Source organism: Mycetocola zhujimingii, assembly GCF_003065425.1.
Classification (GTDB): domain Bacteria; phylum Actinomycetota; class Actinomycetes; order Actinomycetales; family Microbacteriaceae; genus Mycetocola_A; species Mycetocola_A zhujimingii.
On the sequence record NZ_CP026949.1, the window covers coordinates 1,599,012 to 1,614,175 of the forward strand.

General features: G+C 64.4%; 13 protein-coding genes. 6 read left to right on the plus strand and 7 right to left on the minus strand.

The genetic code is table 11. From position 1 onward, the window contains the following. Positions 1 to 2: 2 nt before the first annotated feature. Positions 3 to 440 (plus strand): SufE family protein, encoded by a 438-nt coding sequence (locus C3E77_RS07595; RefSeq protein WP_108391078.1) that lies wholly within the window; start codon positions 3 to 5, stop codon positions 438 to 440. 45 nt (positions 441 to 485) lie between these two features. On the opposite strand, the gene C3E77_RS07600 is transcribed toward C3E77_RS07595, so the two are convergent. Then, positions 486 to 1,679, minus strand: coding sequence for an alpha/beta hydrolase family protein (locus C3E77_RS07600; RefSeq protein WP_108391079.1), 1,194 nt, complete (start codon positions 1,677 to 1,679; stop codon positions 486 to 488). 25 nt (positions 1,680 to 1,704) lie between these two features. On the opposite strand from C3E77_RS07600, the gene C3E77_RS07605 reads away from it, so the two are divergent. The 4 genes from C3E77_RS07605 (at position 1,705) to C3E77_RS07620 (ending at position 6,904) form a co-directional block, all read left to right on the plus strand. After that, the gene (locus C3E77_RS07605; protein ID WP_108391080.1) at positions 1,705 to 2,301 is read left to right on the plus strand and encodes a DUF3000 domain-containing protein; all 597 of its coding nucleotides are present in this window, start codon (positions 1,705 to 1,707) and stop codon (positions 2,299 to 2,301) included. Continuing rightward, positions 2,294 to 3,493 carry an HRDC domain-containing protein gene (locus tag C3E77_RS07610; protein WP_108391081.1) on the plus strand — a complete coding sequence of 400 codons (1,200 nt, stop codon included), beginning with the start codon at positions 2,294 to 2,296 and terminating at the stop codon, positions 3,491 to 3,493. The genes C3E77_RS07605 and C3E77_RS07610 overlap by 8 nt, the downstream gene beginning before the upstream one ends. A gap of 73 nt (positions 3,494 to 3,566) precedes the next feature. Next, positions 3,567 to 4,763, plus strand: a complete 1,197-nt coding sequence (locus C3E77_RS07615; protein WP_108391082.1) for a thiolase family protein — start codon at positions 3,567 to 3,569, stop codon at positions 4,761 to 4,763. Between the two features lie 5 nt (positions 4,764 to 4,768). Next, complete coding sequence (locus tag C3E77_RS07620) at positions 4,769 to 6,904, plus strand: 3-hydroxyacyl-CoA dehydrogenase NAD-binding domain-containing protein (RefSeq protein ID WP_108391083.1); 2,136 nt, start codon at positions 4,769 to 4,771, stop codon at positions 6,902 to 6,904. A 414-nt stretch (positions 6,905 to 7,318) separates the two neighbouring features. Here the strand turns inward: C3E77_RS07620 and dxs are convergent, their stop codons facing one another. The 5 genes from dxs to dut form a co-directional block, all read right to left on the minus strand. Beyond that, positions 7,319 to 9,268: a 1-deoxy-D-xylulose-5-phosphate synthase gene (gene dxs / locus C3E77_RS07625; RefSeq protein WP_108391084.1), complete on the minus strand. Its 1,950-nt coding sequence runs from the start codon at positions 9,266 to 9,268 to the stop codon at positions 7,319 to 7,321. A 125-nt stretch (positions 9,269 to 9,393) separates the two neighbouring features. Beyond that, a complete protein-coding gene (gene acnA, locus C3E77_RS07630) occupies positions 9,394 to 12,204 on the minus strand; it encodes an aconitate hydratase AcnA (protein WP_108391085.1) in 2,811 nt (936 codons plus the stop codon). 159 nt (positions 12,205 to 12,363) lie between these two features. Further along, positions 12,364 to 13,152 carry a DUF3159 domain-containing protein gene (locus C3E77_RS07635; protein WP_108391086.1) on the minus strand — a complete coding sequence of 263 codons (789 nt, stop codon included), beginning with the start codon at positions 13,150 to 13,152 and terminating at the stop codon, positions 12,364 to 12,366. Further along, complete coding sequence (locus tag C3E77_RS07640; RefSeq protein ID WP_108391087.1) at positions 13,152 to 13,889, minus strand: DUF3710 domain-containing protein; 738 nt, start codon at positions 13,887 to 13,889, stop codon at positions 13,152 to 13,154. Before C3E77_RS07640 ends, C3E77_RS07635 begins: the two co-directional genes overlap by 1 nt. Then, positions 13,886 to 14,344 carry a dUTP diphosphatase gene (dut, locus tag C3E77_RS07645; protein ID WP_108391088.1) on the minus strand — a complete coding sequence of 153 codons (459 nt, stop codon included), beginning with the start codon at positions 14,342 to 14,344 and terminating at the stop codon, positions 13,886 to 13,888. The genes C3E77_RS07640 and dut overlap by 4 nt, the downstream gene beginning before the upstream one ends. A 38-nt stretch (positions 14,345 to 14,382) precedes the next feature. Here dut and C3E77_RS07650 point away from each other — a divergent pair, with 38 nt between their 5' ends. Then, entirely contained in the window at positions 14,383 to 14,844 is a 462-nt protein-coding gene (locus C3E77_RS07650; RefSeq protein ID WP_108391089.1) for a DUF3093 domain-containing protein, read from the plus strand. Here C3E77_RS07650 and C3E77_RS07655 read toward each other — a convergent pair. Beyond that, positions 14,841 to 15,134: a DUF4193 domain-containing protein gene (locus C3E77_RS07655; protein ID WP_121658897.1), complete on the minus strand. Its 294-nt coding sequence runs from the start codon at positions 15,132 to 15,134 to the stop codon at positions 14,841 to 14,843. The genes C3E77_RS07650 and C3E77_RS07655 overlap by 4 nt on opposite strands. Positions 15,135 to 15,164: the final 30 nt, after the last annotated feature.

Genomic DNA, 15,164 nt, shown 5'->3' on the forward strand with positions numbered 1-15,164 from the left:
CGATGACCGAAATTACGCTCCCCGCACAGCTCGCCGAAATCCGCGACGACTTCCTCGAACTCGACGAGAAATCGCGCCTTCAGCTCCTCCTCGAGTTCTCGCAGGAACTCCCCGAGCTGCCTGCGCGCTACGCCGACCACGAGGACCTGCTCGAACGCGTTATCGAGTGCCAGTCCCCCGTCTACATCTTTGTGGACGTCGTTGACGGTGCCGTCCACCTGCACGCGACTGCCCCACGTGAGTCACCGACGACGCGCGGGTTCGCGAGCATTCTTGCGCAGGCCATCGACGGGCTGAGCCCGGAAGAGGTCCTCGCGGTTCCCGACGACTTCCCTCAGATGCTCGGCCTCACCCGGATCGTGTCGCCGCTTCGCCTCAACGGGATGAACGGGATGCTCAGGCGCATCAAGCGTCAGTTGACGGAGCGGGTCGCCGCCTAGGACGAATCGGCTTGTCCTGCCGCGAGCGTCAGCATGCGGCACGCATCAGTGTTCGGCGAGCCACTCCCTGATCGACTGGTTCCACCGATCGGGGTCGAAGTTCCAGAGCTTCGTGTGCCGAGCAGTGGAGAACGGCACAAAGGTGGCGAGGTCAGAACGCTTCTCGGCGAGCCGGCGCGCACCGTCAGCAGGAACGAAACCGTCGTCGTCGCTGTGCAGGACGAGCATCGGGATCGTGAGCTCGTCCGCCCTGTCGACCATGTTGAGCGCCGGAAAGTTCACCGCGGTGTGCTGGCCGGTCAGCGCCCGGCCCCAGCCATTGCTGATCGCCGCGATCGCCGCCCGCCGAACCGCGATGGGGATGCGCCCGGCGTCAGCCTGGTAGTCGAGCACGCTGCCCCAGTCGACAACCGCAGACTCGAGGATCAGCCCGGAGACGAGATCGGCTCGCTCGGCCCTGAGCGCTGCCTGAAGGGAGATCACCCCGCCCATCGACCAGCCCATGAGGACGACAGTTTTCGCGCCGTGCGTCGCGGCGAACTCGAGAGCGGCCTCGACATCCTGCCATTCGGTATCACCGAGCCCGTAGAGCCCGTCGCTGCTCGGCGGCGCGTCGCCGTCGTTGCGGTAGGAGATGAGCAGAGCCGTGCACCCTGACTCGTGCAGCACAGGCACCGCGCGAAGGCATTCACTGCGCGTCGTCCCCCTGCCGTGCACGGCGATGACCCAGCGCTCGGACTCAGGCTCGGCGGGAAACAGCCAGGCGGGTGCCGGTCCAACCTCGGTCTGGACGATTTCCTCGCTCCACGGGAGTCCGAGTTCGTCAGGTCGCGAGTAAAACCAGCCGCTGAAGGTCGCCGGCCCGGACGAGGGCAGGCCGTCGAGCTCGTCTCTGTCGTTGAGCAGGGCGCGAGTGACGGTGGACGCATTCTGGGACAGGATCGGGCCGAGCTTCAGGTAGCGTCCGTCCGGACCGAACCAGAGGCCGTATTTTCCGGGCAGTTCGGTATCCGGGTTGCGGACGAGGGTGATCGTCGCCGCGCGAGGGTCGAGTGATGTAACTACCGTCTCCTGCGCCCGCTTCGTCGCCGGTGTCACGACGCGCCGTGCAACAGCGGAGACCAGGAGTACGGATGCCGTCGCGGCTGTGGCGATGAACCCGCCGATGGTCAGTGAGATTTTCAGTGCCGCTCGTCGCGGACGTGTGACCGGCTCGACGGCGTGGCTGTGACGATTCATTGGGAAGTAACTCTAGTCTGCAAGCGTGGCAGACAGACTCACAGGCGCCGACGTTCCGGCGGCCTTCGCCCGTGCACTCGAATCGGTGCGCGGCGCCCAGGCACGCCCCGAACTCAGCGTTCACGAAATTCCTGCCCCCGGCAACCTGGCGCCATTCGCCGTCGCGCTCGCAGCCGATGTCACCCCGACCAGGCACGGCGCGGACTCCGAGCTCGGCACCGGGCGGTTCATCCTGCTCTACGACCCGGAAGAGCCGGAGGCGTGGGGCGGACCGTTCAGGGTCGTATGTTTCGCCCAGGCCCCACTCGAAACAGAGATCGGTCTCGACCCTTTCCTCGCCGACGTGGCGTGGTCGTGGCTCGTTGACGCTCTCAACGCCCGGGGTGCCCAGTACGCCTCCGCGTCGGGAACGGCAACAAAGATCCTGTCGACCGGGTTCGGCGAACTCGCGGCACAGCCCGACGGCGCCCAGATAGAGTTGAGGGCGTCCTGGACGCCGCTCGAAGCCGATGTGTCCTCCCACGTGGAAGGCTGGGGCGAGCTGCTGTGCATGCTCGCCGGGCTTCCGCCAACAACCGAAGGTGTAACCCTGTTGTCTAGCCGCAGGACGGCACGTGACTGACCGTCACGTCATCGATAGCGAGGACGAGTACCTCGACGCAATCACGAAGATCGAAGCGGGTCACGGACCAATCGCTGTCGATGCTGAGCGAGCGAGCGGATACCGCTACTCCCAGCGCGCGTACCTGATCCAGGTCTTCCGTCGCGGAGCCGGCGTGTTCCTCTTCGACCCACCGGCGATCGGCAGGTTCGACGCACTCAACGCCGCCATTCGCGACGAAGAGTGGATCATCCACGCAGCAAGCCAGGATCTGGCCTGCCTCCGAGAGGTCGGTCTCGACCCCAGCCGGATCTTCGACACCGAGCTTGCCAGTCGGCTTCTCGGTCTTGATCGCGTTGGTCTCGGCTCCGTCGTCGAAGAGCTTCTCGGCATCCACCTCGCGAAGGAGCACTCCGCCGCAGACTGGTCAACACGGCCGCTCCCCGAGTCATGGCTCGAGTACGCAGCCCTCGACGTTGAACTTCTCGTCGACGTGCGCGACAAGCTCGATGCCCTGCTCACCGAGTCAGGCAAGCAGGAAATCGCCGCTCAGGAGTTCGAGGCGACCAGGCTCCGCCAGCCCAAACTCGTTCGCCAGGATCCCTGGCGCCGGTTGTCCGGCCTTCACGGCGTGCGCGGCGCCAGGAACCTCGCCGTCGCACGTGAACTCTGGACGGCTCGTGACACCCTCGCACGGGAACGGGACGTAGCCCCCGGCCGCCTGGTCCCGGATGCCTCGCTCGTCGCCGTGGTCAAGACCCAGCCACGCTCGAGCGCAGCGCTCGCCGCCATGCGCGACTTCAAGGGCCGCGCGAGCCGTACCGACCTTCCTGTGTGGTGGGCGGCTCTCGAGCGGGGACTCACCACCGATGACCTCCCGCCGCTCCGTCCGGCGTCGAGCGATGTCCTCCCTCCGGCCCGGAGCTGGTCTGAACGCAATCCTGAAGCTGACGCGAGGCTCAAGGCCGCGCGAACAGCGCTCGCCGTCGTCGCTGAATCGCTCTCGATTCCGCTGGAGAACGTCCTCACCCCCGAGATGCTCCGTCGCCTCGCGTGGACTCCCCCCGTACCGCTCGACGCCGCGACGGTGGGCGATGCGCTCCGTGAACTCGGTGCTCGCGAGTGGCAAATTGAAGCTACTGCACAGACGATCGCCCTCGCCTTTGTAGAAGGTAACCAAACGGCATCCGAACCGCAGAAAAGCGAGTCGTAGGAAGGGTCAAAGGATGCGGCGGAGATTTTCGCCGCTCCTAGGATCGAATCCGAATCCGAAATTGGGAGGCAAAGTGGCCGAAATAGCTGACGTCTTTTTTGTTGATGGTGTGCGGACCCCCTTTGGTCGCGCCGGACAAAAAGGAATGTACTGGAACACCCGTGCAGACGACCTGGTCGTCAAGGCGATGATCGGGTTGCTCGAACGCAACCCCGATGTTCCCAAAGACCGAATCGATGAGGTCGCCATTGCCGCGACCACCCAGCAGGGCGACCAGGGCCTGACGCTCGGACGCACGACGGCACTTCTCGCCGGGCTGCCGCAGTCGGTCCCCGGCTACGCCATCGACCGCATGTGTGCCGGCGCAATGACGGCAGTGACCCAGGTGGGTAGCGCCATTGGTTTCGGCGCATACGATTTCGCCATCGCCGGTGGAGTCGAGCACATGGGCAGGCACCCGCTCGGTGCTGACGCCGACCCGAACCCCCGGTTTATGACCGAGAAGCTGGTCTCGGCTGATGCACTCGACATGGGAAAGACAGCCGAGCGAATCCACGACCGCTTCCCGCACCTGACCAAGGAGCGCGCCGATCGTTTCGGCATGCGCAGCCAGCACAAGCTCCAGGCCGCATATGAGGCCGGCAAGATCCAGCCTGACCTCATTCCCGTCGCCATTCGCAGCGAGTCAGGCTGGGGCCTGGCGACCCGCGATGAGGGAGCACGACCCGAGACCACCATGGAGGGACTGGCCAACCTCAAGACGCCGTTCCGCCCACACGGCCGCGTCACAGCAGGAACCGCATCGCCGCTCACCGACGGCGCGACGGTGAGCTTGCTCGCCGGTGGCTCCGCTGTCAAGGAGTTCCGCCTGAAGCCCAAGATGCGCATGGTGAGCTTCGCCTTCGCCGGCGTTGAGCCCGAGATCATGGGCCTTGGTCCTGTCCCGTCCACCGAGAAGGCGCTGAGGAAGGCCGGCCTGACGATCGATGACATCGGCCTGTTCGAACTCAACGAGGCGTTTGCCATCCAGGTACTCGCCCTTCTCGACCACTTCGGCATCGATGACGACGATCCCCGCGTAAACCAGTGGGGCGGCGCTATCGCCGTCGGCCACCCGCTCGCGGCATCCGGTGTCCGACTCATGAACCAGCTGGCAGCGCAGTTCGCCGAGCGTCCCGATGTGCGTTACGGCCTCACGGCGATGTGCGTCGGACTCGGCCAGGGCGGCAGCGTCATCTGGGAAAACCCGAACTGGAAGGGAAAGAAGTAACCGCGATGACCGATTACTCCACAATCGACTTTTCCCCTCTCGTCGCGCTGAGTGCCGATGAGGTCGTAACTCACTCCTTCGTCCAGAACGTCACCCTCCCCGGCGGCAAGGTGATCGCACTGATCACCCTGGACAACGGGCGCGACCACACCCGCCCGAACACGCTCGGCCCGATCACCCTCATGGAGCTCGGCAGGGTCCTCGACGAGCAGAAGGAGCGGGCCGGCCGCGGTGAGATCCACGCCGTGGCGATCACGGGCAAGCCGTTCATCCTCGCCGCAGGCGCTGACCTCAGCAAGGTGAGCGAGGTCGACTCCCGTGAGTCCGCGTTGCTCCTCGGCCAGCTCGGGCACTTCACCTTCGGCAAGCTCGACGCGCTCGGTGTGCCGTCGTTCGTGTTCATCAACGGACTCGCTCTCGGCGGCGGCCTCGAAATCGGGCTCAACGCGAATTACCGCACCGTCGACGCATCGGCACCAGCCATCGCGCTCCCCGAGGTGTTCCTCGGTCTCATCCCCGGCTGGGGTGGCGCATACCTGCTGCCGAACCTCATCGGAATCGAGAACGCGCTCAAGGTCGTCGTCGAGAACCCGCTGAAGACGAACCGCATGCTCAAGGCACAGGATGCCTTCGAGCTCGGTATCGCCGACGCGATCTTCCCCGCCGCGACCTTCCTCGAGGACTCACTGCGCTGGGCCGGCGGCGTCCTCGACGGCACCGTCAAGGTAACCAGGAAGAACCAGCCGGGCAAGGTTGAACGGCTCGTCAAGTGGGACGCGGCTGTCGGCATCGCCAGGAAGATGCTCGAGTCGAAGATCGGCACTGTCGCACAGTCCCCGTACGTCGCGCTCGACCTGCTCAAGGCAGCAAAGAGCGGAACGCGTGCCGAGGGGTTCGCGCGCGAGGATGAGGCCCTCGCGGATCTCGCCACCGGCGACCAGTTTCAGGCGAGCAACTACGCATTCAACCTCGTACAGAAGCGCGCCAAGCGTCCCGCCGGTGCCCCAGACAAGGCTCTGGCCCAGAAGGTCACCAAGGTTGGCGTCATCGGTGCGGGTCTCATGGCCAGCCAGTTCGCCCTGCTCTTCGTTCGGCGTCTTCAGGTCCCGGTCGTTATCACCGACCTCGACCAGGGCCGGGTCGACAAGGGACTCGATTACATCCGCGGCGAAATAGCATCCCTTCTCGCCAAGGGCCGCATCTCCCCCGATGAGGCCAACCGGCTCAACGCTCTCGTGTCGGGAACGACGAACAAGAGCGACTTCGCCGACTGTGACTGGGTCATTGAAGCGGTCTTCGAAGAGCTCGGTGTGAAGCAGGACGTGTTTGCCGATGTCGAGCAGTACATTTCGGAAACCGCGATCCTCGCTACCAACACCTCGTCGCTGTCTGTCGAGCAGATTGGTGCAAAGCTCGCGCACCCCGAACGCCTCGTCGGCTTCCACTTCTTCAACCCCGTGGCCGTGATGCCCCTGATCGAGGTCGTCAAGACCCCGAAAACGACGGACGCGACCCTCGCGACGGCCATGGCGACCGCGAAGGCGCTTCGCAAGAACGCGGTCATCACGCGCGATACCCCCGGGTTCGTCGTGAACCGCGTGCTCGCGAAGGTGCTCGGTGAGGCCATGTACGCCGTAGATTCCGGCACCAGCTTCGCGACGGTTGATGAGGCACTCGCTCCACTGGGGCTGCCCATGCCGCCGTCGCAGCTGCTCGACCTCGTCGGACTCAAGGTTGGCGCCCACGTGCTCGACACGCACCACGAGGCGTTCCCCGACCGGTTCTACCGGAGCGAGAACCTTCACAAGCTTGCCGAGTACGGCACGCTGCTCGAGAAGGACTCGAAGGGCAAGGTCAAGGGCTTCGACAAGGGTGCCCTCAAGATCGTCTCTGGAGGCAAACAGCCCCTCCAGGCGGATGAGATCCTGCGGCGCCTCGAAGACGGCCTGGCCGACGAGATCCACCGGATGCTCGAAGACCACGTCGTCGAAGGACCGGAAGACATCGATCTCTGCATGATTCTCGGTGCGGGCTGGCCGTTCCAGATGGGCGGCATCACGCCGTACCTCGACCGGACCGGTGCCAGCCAGCGTGTCTTCGGCGGCACGTTCCACGATCCCGAGATTCGCGGCATCCGCTAGATCGATCGGGACAACGAAAAACGCCCGGCCATGCGGCCGGGCGTTTTTCGTGCCGGCACACGGCCGCGGCACTGGAAGCCGATGTGCCAACAACGGGAACCGTTCGTGCACCCGCCTCTAGCGCATCCGTTCGCCCCGCCTTGCCCCGAGCGCTGCACAAACTCGACCGGCGCTACACAAGCTTCTGTAGCGCAACGCAGGACCTGCAGCGCTCAATGCCCACGCACGGGAACACGCGCTGCTGCTGCTGGAAGCCGATCTGCTGGCAGCGGATGCCGTCACGCGCACAGAAGAACCGGCATCCGTTCACTCCCGCGCTCCCCCGAGCGCTGCACAAACTCGACCGGCGCTGCACAAGCTTCTGCAGCGCAACGCAGGATCTGCAGCGCTCACGCGGGGAGGACGAGCGAGCGCCTACGCTTGTTCGCTCGAGTGCTCGGACGGCTCGCTGACACCGGACTCCGGCTCGGGCCGCGCCACAGGGATGCGACTGCCGAGGACCTGCGCGACAACGTCCCGCGCGATCTGCTGGCCGGTGAGACCAGCGTCGATCATGATCTGCTCGCGCGTCGCATGGTCGATGAACGTGTCCGGCAGGCCGAGCTCGTCGACTGCGGTGTCGACTCCGGCGCTCCGCAGGTCCTGTCGGATGCGCGTGCCGACTCCTCCGACGCGGATTCCGTCCTCGATCGTGATGACGAGGCGGTGGTCCCGCGCGAACTCGATAACACTCGCCGGAACCGGAACGACCCAGCGCGGGTCGATCACCGTCGCGCCGATGCCCTGTGCTTCGAGCCGACGTGCGACGTCGAGTCCGATTTCTGCCATCGGGCCAACCGTGACGATGAGGACGTCAGGTTTGTGGCTCTCGTAGAGAACGTCGACGTTGTCGTCGGTGCGGCGGAGCGCCGGTATCGGCTCCTGCACGCTGCCCTTCGGGAACCTGATCACCGTCGGTGCGTCGTCGACTCCGATGGCCTCGGCCAGTTCCTCACGCAGCCGCTCGGCGTCTCGCGGCGCTGCGAGACGGATGCCTGGGACCAGCTGGAGGATCGCGAGATCCCAGATACCGTGGTGCGACGGACCGTCAGGCCCGGTCACTCCTGCCCGGTCGAGGACAAAAGTGACCCCGGCCTTGTGGAGTGCGATGTCCATGAGGATCTGGTCGAACGCACGGTTGATGAAGGTCGCGTAGATCGCCACAACGGGGTGCAGTCCACCGAACGCGAGGCCGGCGGCGCTCGTTGCGGCGTGCTGCTCGGCGATTCCGACGTCGTGAACCCGGTCGGGAAAACGCTCGGCGAGCTTGTGCAGCCCGGTCGGTCGGAGCATTGCAGCGGTCACCCCGACGATCCTGTCGTTCTGCTCGGCGAGACCGACAAGCGTGTCACTGAAGACGCCCGTCCAGGTCTCGGCACTGCTCGACGACATCGATACACCGGTGAGGGGATCGATTTTGCCGACCGCATGGAACTGGTCCGCTTCGTCATCGACGGCGGGCGCAAACCCCTTGCCCTTCTGGGTGATCGCATGAACGATCACGGGGGTGCCGTAGTTCTTGGCCTGTTCGAGGGCTTCCTGCATCGCGTTGAGGTCGTGTCCGTCGACGGGACCGATGTACTTGATGTCGAGGTTGGAATACAGCGCCTCGTTGTTGCTGAAGCGGCTCAGGAATCCGTGGGTGCCACCGCGGACACCCCGGTAGAACGCGCGACCCGGTCCGCCGAGCCGGTCGAACATGCGCTGGCTCGTGATGTAGAGATCCTTGTAGGTTCTCCGCGTACGCACCGTGTTGAGGAACCGCGCCATTCCGCCGATCGTCGGGGCGTACGACCGGCCGTTGTCGTTGACGACGATGACCAGGCGACGGGTGTTGTCGTCGCTGATGTTGTTGAGCGCTTCCCAGGTCATTCCGCCGGTCAGCGCACCGTCACCGACAACGGCGACGACGCTTCTCTCGGTCTGCCCGGTCATTTCGAATGCACGGGAGATTCCGTCTGCCCAGCTCAGGGAACTCGACGCGTGGGAGCTTTCGACGATGTCGTGCGGAGATTCACTGCGCTGGGGATACCCGGCGAGTCCGCCGCGTTCCCGCAGGTTCTCGAAGTCCTGACGTCCGGTGAGCAGCTTGTGCACGTAGGACTGGTGCCCCGTGTCAAAGACAATGGCGTCAGACGGCGAATCGAAGACGCGGTGTATTGCGAGCGTCAGTTCGACGACCCCAAGGTTGGGGCCGAGGTGTCCGCCGGTTCGGGAGACTTCGCTCACCAGAAAAGTGCGGATCTCGGCAGCCAGTTGGTTCAGCTGATCCTTCGAGAGGGCATCAAGGTCCCGTGGACCCCGTATCGACTCAAGAAGACCCATTCGAACTCCCTCATTACCATCCTGACCGGGAGGTGTGCCCGGCCGTTCCACTCTACGCGCCGCCCCTGAGCGTTTCCGGTTGGAATCGCTCAGGGGCGGCGTCGAGAACGGGACTATCTGTGTGCTTAGACGAGGCTCCGCAGCACGTACTGAAGGATTCCACCGTTGCGGTAGTAGTCGGCTTCACCCGGCGTATCGATACGGACGACAGCGTCGAACTCAACCGGCTGCTTGCCTTCCGGCGAGTGCTCGGTCGGCTCGGCGACGACGTGGACCGTCTTCGGGGTCGTGCCGTTGTTCAGCGCGTCCAGACCGATGATGCTGATCGACTCGGTGCCGTCGAGGCCCAGGGTTTCCCAGCTCTCGCCAACCGGGAACTGCAGCGGGACAACACCCATGCCGATGAGATTCGAGCGGTGAATACGCTCGAAGCTCTCGGTGATGACTGCCTTGACGCCGAGCAGGCTCGTACCCTTTGCAGCCCAGTCGCGAGACGAACCGGAGCCGTATTCCTTGCCACCGAGGATGACGAGCGGGATGCCGGCTTCCTGGTAGTGCTGCGACGCGTCGTAGATGAACGACTCGGGTGCGTCTGCCTGCGTGAAGTCGCGGGTGTATCCACCCTCGACGCCGTCGAGCAGCTGGTTCTTCAGACGGATGTTCGCGAAGGTACCGCGAATCATCACCTCGTGGTTTCCACGCCGTGACCCGTACGAGTTGAAGTCCTTGCGCGAGATGCCGTGCTCGGTCAGGTAACGGCCAGCCGGGCTGTCCGCCTTGATCGATCCGGCCGGGCTGATGTGGTCGGTCGTGACCGAGTCGCCAAGCTTGGCGAGCACACGGGCACCGGTGATGTCGGTGACCGGAGTGGTCTCCATCGTCATGCCGTCGAAGTACGGGGGCTTCCGGACGTAGGTCGACTCTGGGTTCCAGTCGAACGTGCTTCCTGCAGGGGTCGGAAGCGAACGCCAGCGCTCGTCACCCTCGAAGACCGACGCGTACTCGTGCGTGAACATCTCGGTGTCGATCGAGCTGTCGATCGTTTTCTGGACCTCGGCGGAGTCTGGCCAGATGTCCTTGAGGAACACGTCGTTGCCTTCGGTGTCCTTGCCGAGGGCATCCGTCTCGAAGTCGAAGTTCATCGACCCGGCGAGGGCGTACGCGATCACGAGGGGCGGGCTTGCCAGGTAGTTCATCTTCACGTCCGGGTTGATCCGGCCCTCGAAGTTGCGGTTACCCGAGAGAACAGCGGTGACCGCGAGGTCGCTCTCGTTGATCGCTGCGGAGATTTCCTCAGCGAGCGGACCGGAGTTACCGATACACGTGGTGCAGCCGTAGCCGACGGTGTAGAAGCCGAGGGCTTCGAGGTCGTCGGTGAGTCCCGCCTTGGCGTAGTAGTCGGTGACGACCTTGGAACCAGGCGCAAGCGTCGTCTTGACCCACGGCTTTGCTGTGAGGCCCTTCTTCGCTGCGTTTCGGGCGAGCAGACCGGCGGCGAGCATGACCGACGGGTTGGAGGTGTTCGTGCACGACGTGATCGCGGCGATGGTGACGGCGCCGTGGTCGAGGGTGAACGTGGAACCGTCGTCGAGCGTCACGCTGGTCGGCTTCGACGCCGTCGATGGCGCTGAGCTCGTGTGCGAGTGAACGTGGTTGTTGTGCTCGCTCTCCGGCGTGTTCGCGGGCGGGTCCGAAGCGGGGAACGACTCGCTGACCTCGAGGTCGACGAGGTCATGCTCGACGTCCGCGTAGTTGTTCAGGTCGACCTCGAACTGGGTCTTCGCTGCGGTGAGCTCGATCCGGTCCTGAGGACGCTTGGGGCCGGCAATGGACGGAACCACTGTCGACAGGTCGAGTTCGAGGTACTCGCTGAAGGAGGGCTCGACCGACGGGTCGTGCCACAGGCCCTGGACCTTCGAGTACTCCTCGACGAGCTTGACCTGTTCTTCGCTGCGGCCGGTGAGGCGCAGGTAGTCAAGGGTGACATCGTCGATGGGGAACATCGCGGCGGTCGAACCGAACTCGGGGCTCATGTTTCCGATGGTGGCGCGGTTGGCGAGGGGAACCTCGGCAACGCCCTCACCGTAGAACTCGACGAACTTGCCGACAACGCCGTGCTTGCGGAGCTGCTGGGTAATGGTGAGAACGACGTCTGTCGCCGTGACACCGGTGGGGATGGAGCCCGAGAGCTTGAAACCGACGACCTTGGGGATGAGCATGGAGACGGGCTGGCCGAGCATCGCTGCCTCGGCTTCGATTCCGCCGACGCCCCAGCCCAGTACGCCGAGTCCGTTGACCATCGTGGTGTGAGAGTCGGTACCGACGAGGGTGTCGGGGTACGCCTGGAGCGCGCCGTTGACCTCGCGGGTGTACGTCACGCGGGCGAGGTACTCGATGTTGACCTGGTGCACGATGCCGGTTCCCGGCGGCACGACCTTGAAGTCTTCGAACGCGGTCTGGCCCCAGCGGAGGAACTGGTAGCGCTCTCCGTTGCGCTCGTACTCGATCTCGACGTTACGCTCGAGTGCGTCTTCGGTGCCGAAGAGGTCGGCGATCACCGAGTGGTCGATGACGAGTTCTGCGGGGGCAAGCGGGTTGATCTTGGTGGGGTCGCCACCGAGTTCGGCGACGGCCTCCCGCATGGTGGCGAGGTCGACGATGCACGGAACACCGGTGAAGTCCTGCATGACGACGCGGGCGGGCGTGAACTGGATCTCGGTGTCAGGCTCCGCCGAGGGGTCCCAGCTACCGAGAGTGCGGATCTGCTCAGCCGTGACGTTCTTTCCGTCTTCGGTGCGGAGCAGGTTCTCCAGAAGGACCTTGAGGCTGAACGGCAGCTTCTCGTAGCCCTGGACGGTGTCGAGACGGAAGATCTCGTAGTCGGTACCGCCGACTGTGAGTGTGTTCTTCGCCCCGAAGCTATTAACTGTAGACACGTAGCCTTCTCCTTCGTTGGCACAGGCACTGACACGCTGCCTGCCTTGGGTCAATCTTGGGTTCCCCTCGGCCAGTTTTTCTAGCAAGGTTTGCCTAACAATCGCCCAATGCCTCAGGGAGCACCTGCATCAATTTATCTTGATGTCGAGATAACTCTATCAGGGGCGAACAGGACTGGTGCGGTACAACGCGCGGACGACCAGCCAGGTGAGGATCAGAAGAGGGGCATAGAGCGGCAGCCCCATAAGCAGCTTTGTCGCCGCGAGCCATTCAACGTTTCCCGCAGCGTAGAGCGGCAACTGCACAGCGAGCCTCGCGATGAACATCCCCGCCCAGCAGAGCGTGAGGATCATGAACGTCCGCCGCTTGACGGCATCCTTCTTCCACGCTGTCGAATCACTCATCAGATAGCCGGCGACCAGACCGATCAGCGGCCACCCGACGAGCACCGAGATGAGCAGGGCTGCGCCGTAGGCACCATTGGTCACGAAACCGAGAACGAAGTTGTCTTCCGGTCGGTTGGTCATCAGCGCGAAGACAGCGGATGCCACTGCGCCGATGAGACCGCCGACCGCGCTTGCCACCGGGGTCTTCTGCACCAGTCTGGCCACGGTCAGGACAGCCGCTACGCCGACGGATACACCGAGGGACAGCGGCAGGTTCTTCGAGACTGTGTAGACCACGAGGAAGAGCAGGCCGGGCACGACAGCCTCGATGATCCCCCGGATGCCGCCCATCGCCTCGAGCAGCACGTACCCGTTGGGTCGGTCGGCACGCGCCAGCGAGTCGAGGCCCGCTTTCCTTGCGGCGTCGGCGAGGGCCGCGCCGACAACAGCAGCTGTTTCGCCGGTGTCGGCGCTGCCCTTGTCGCCGCCGGGGTCGCCGTCGAGGTTACTGGCGGGCGCGGCCTGCCCGGCCGTTGTGCTGTCCTCGTCGTGGCCCGGCATCAGTCCGTCCGAGCCGCCGTCGGCGGCATCACGAGCGGGATCAGGTCGCGCGGAGGCATGGGTGCCGAACCGCGGACAACCACAACGCTGCGGAAGAGATCCTCGACGAGTGCAGCAGCTTCCTCCTGGGTCGCTGCGTCACCGGCGATGACACCGCGGAGGAACCAGCGGGGACCGTCGACACCGACGAACCGTGCGATCCGTGTCCCTGGCGCTCCGCCGGCGCTGGCGACAACGGGAACCTCGGCCAGCAGTTCCGGACCGAAAGCGCCATCGCGCTCCGTGACCGTTCCACCCTGCCTGGCGATCTGTTCCTGGATCTGCTCGCGGGTCTCGTGCCACAGTCCCGTGCTGCGGGGCGCGGCGAACGGCTGGATCTGGAGGGTCGAACCTGCGTAGTCGAGTCCGACGGCAACAATGCGCTTCGTGCTCTCCTCGACCTCGAGCCGGAGGTTGAGTCCATCGCGGGGAAGGATCTTTACACCGCCGAGATCGATGTACGGCCTGACCGGGTTGGCCTCTGACTCGTCGAACGGGCCATCGCTTGCGCGGTTGTCCGGCGCGGACTTCGAGATATCGAGCGCGTCCGGCTCCTCGGCGTCCTCGGACTCCGCAAGTTCAGTCGATGGGTTTGAGTCATCGACGTCGGCAACATCCACATCGGTCGACTCGGACTCATCCTGAACGTCGACGTCGGGATTGGCTGCCGCTTCGATGTTCTTTTTCTTCTTGCTCATGACTGGGCTCCTGTCTGGATCGTGTCGTAACCGGTGGAACCGAAACCCCTGTCCCCGCGGAGGCTGCCCGGCAGCGTCTCGACCGGCACAAATCTGGCCTTCGAAACCGGCATGACGATCATCTGTGCGATCCTGTCCCCCGCCGAAATCGTGTACGGCTCGCTGCTGTCGGTGTTCAGCAGCGTCACGCGGATTTCGCCACGGTATCCGGCGTCGACGGTACCCGGCGAATTGACGACGGTGATGCCGTGCTTGGACGCCAGGCCGGAACGGGGAACCACAAAGGCTACATAGCCGTCGGGAAGGGCGATCGATACGCCGGTTCCGACGACCCGTCGCTCGCCCGGCTGGAGTGTCAGGTCTTCAGTAGACTTGAGATCAGCGCCCGCATCGCCCGGGTGGGCGTAGTTGGGCAGTTCCGGGGCGACAATGAGTACGTCTACGCTTTCGGTCACGTGTCGAGGGTAGTGCAGAAGTCTGGATGAGAAGAGACATGGCCGAATATCGAGAACGTTTATGGCCTGCCGTGTGGATCGTCTGCGTGACGGCACTCGTGATCCCGGCAAGCCTGCTGGTGCTGGCTCCGATCTCAGTGGTCGCCGGCGCTGTCACCGGGGTGGTGCTTTACCTCGGCTGCCTTCTCCTCTTTATTTACGGTGCGCCGGTGATCGAGGTGAAGGACGGCATCCTCAGTGTCGGGCGCGCATCGATTCCCGTGCGGCTGATCGGAGATGCCCAAGCTTTCGACGGTGATGAAGCGACCCTCGAGCGAGGCCAGCGCCTCGACGCGCGAGCGTTCCTCGTCATCCGTGGCGGCATCCGCGGTGTCGTCAGGCTGCAGATCGTCGACCCGATCGACCCGACACCCTACTGGTTGCTGTCATCGCGCCACCCAACAAAACTGGCCGCTGCGATCTCGCGATCACAACGGCCAGATGTTCCCATCAAGACTTAGGCTGCGCACTCCAGGCAGACCGGTCCGAGCTTGGACTCGTGATCGATCTGTGAGCGGTGCTTCACGAGGAAGCACTCAACGCAGGTGAACTCGTCAGCCTGCGGGGGCAACACAACAACGTCCAGGTCCAGGTCCGAAAGGTCGGCGCCCGGCAGATCGAAACCACCAGGATTGTCGGCATCTTCGTCGCCGACCGATCCTGACAGTTTGTCTGGCACGCGCTCCTTGAGGGCCTCAATCGACTCTGAATCGTCGTCGGTCTTCCTTGGGGCGTCGTAATCCGTTGCCATTTCCATCCACTTCTTGTTGTCTTCCGATCG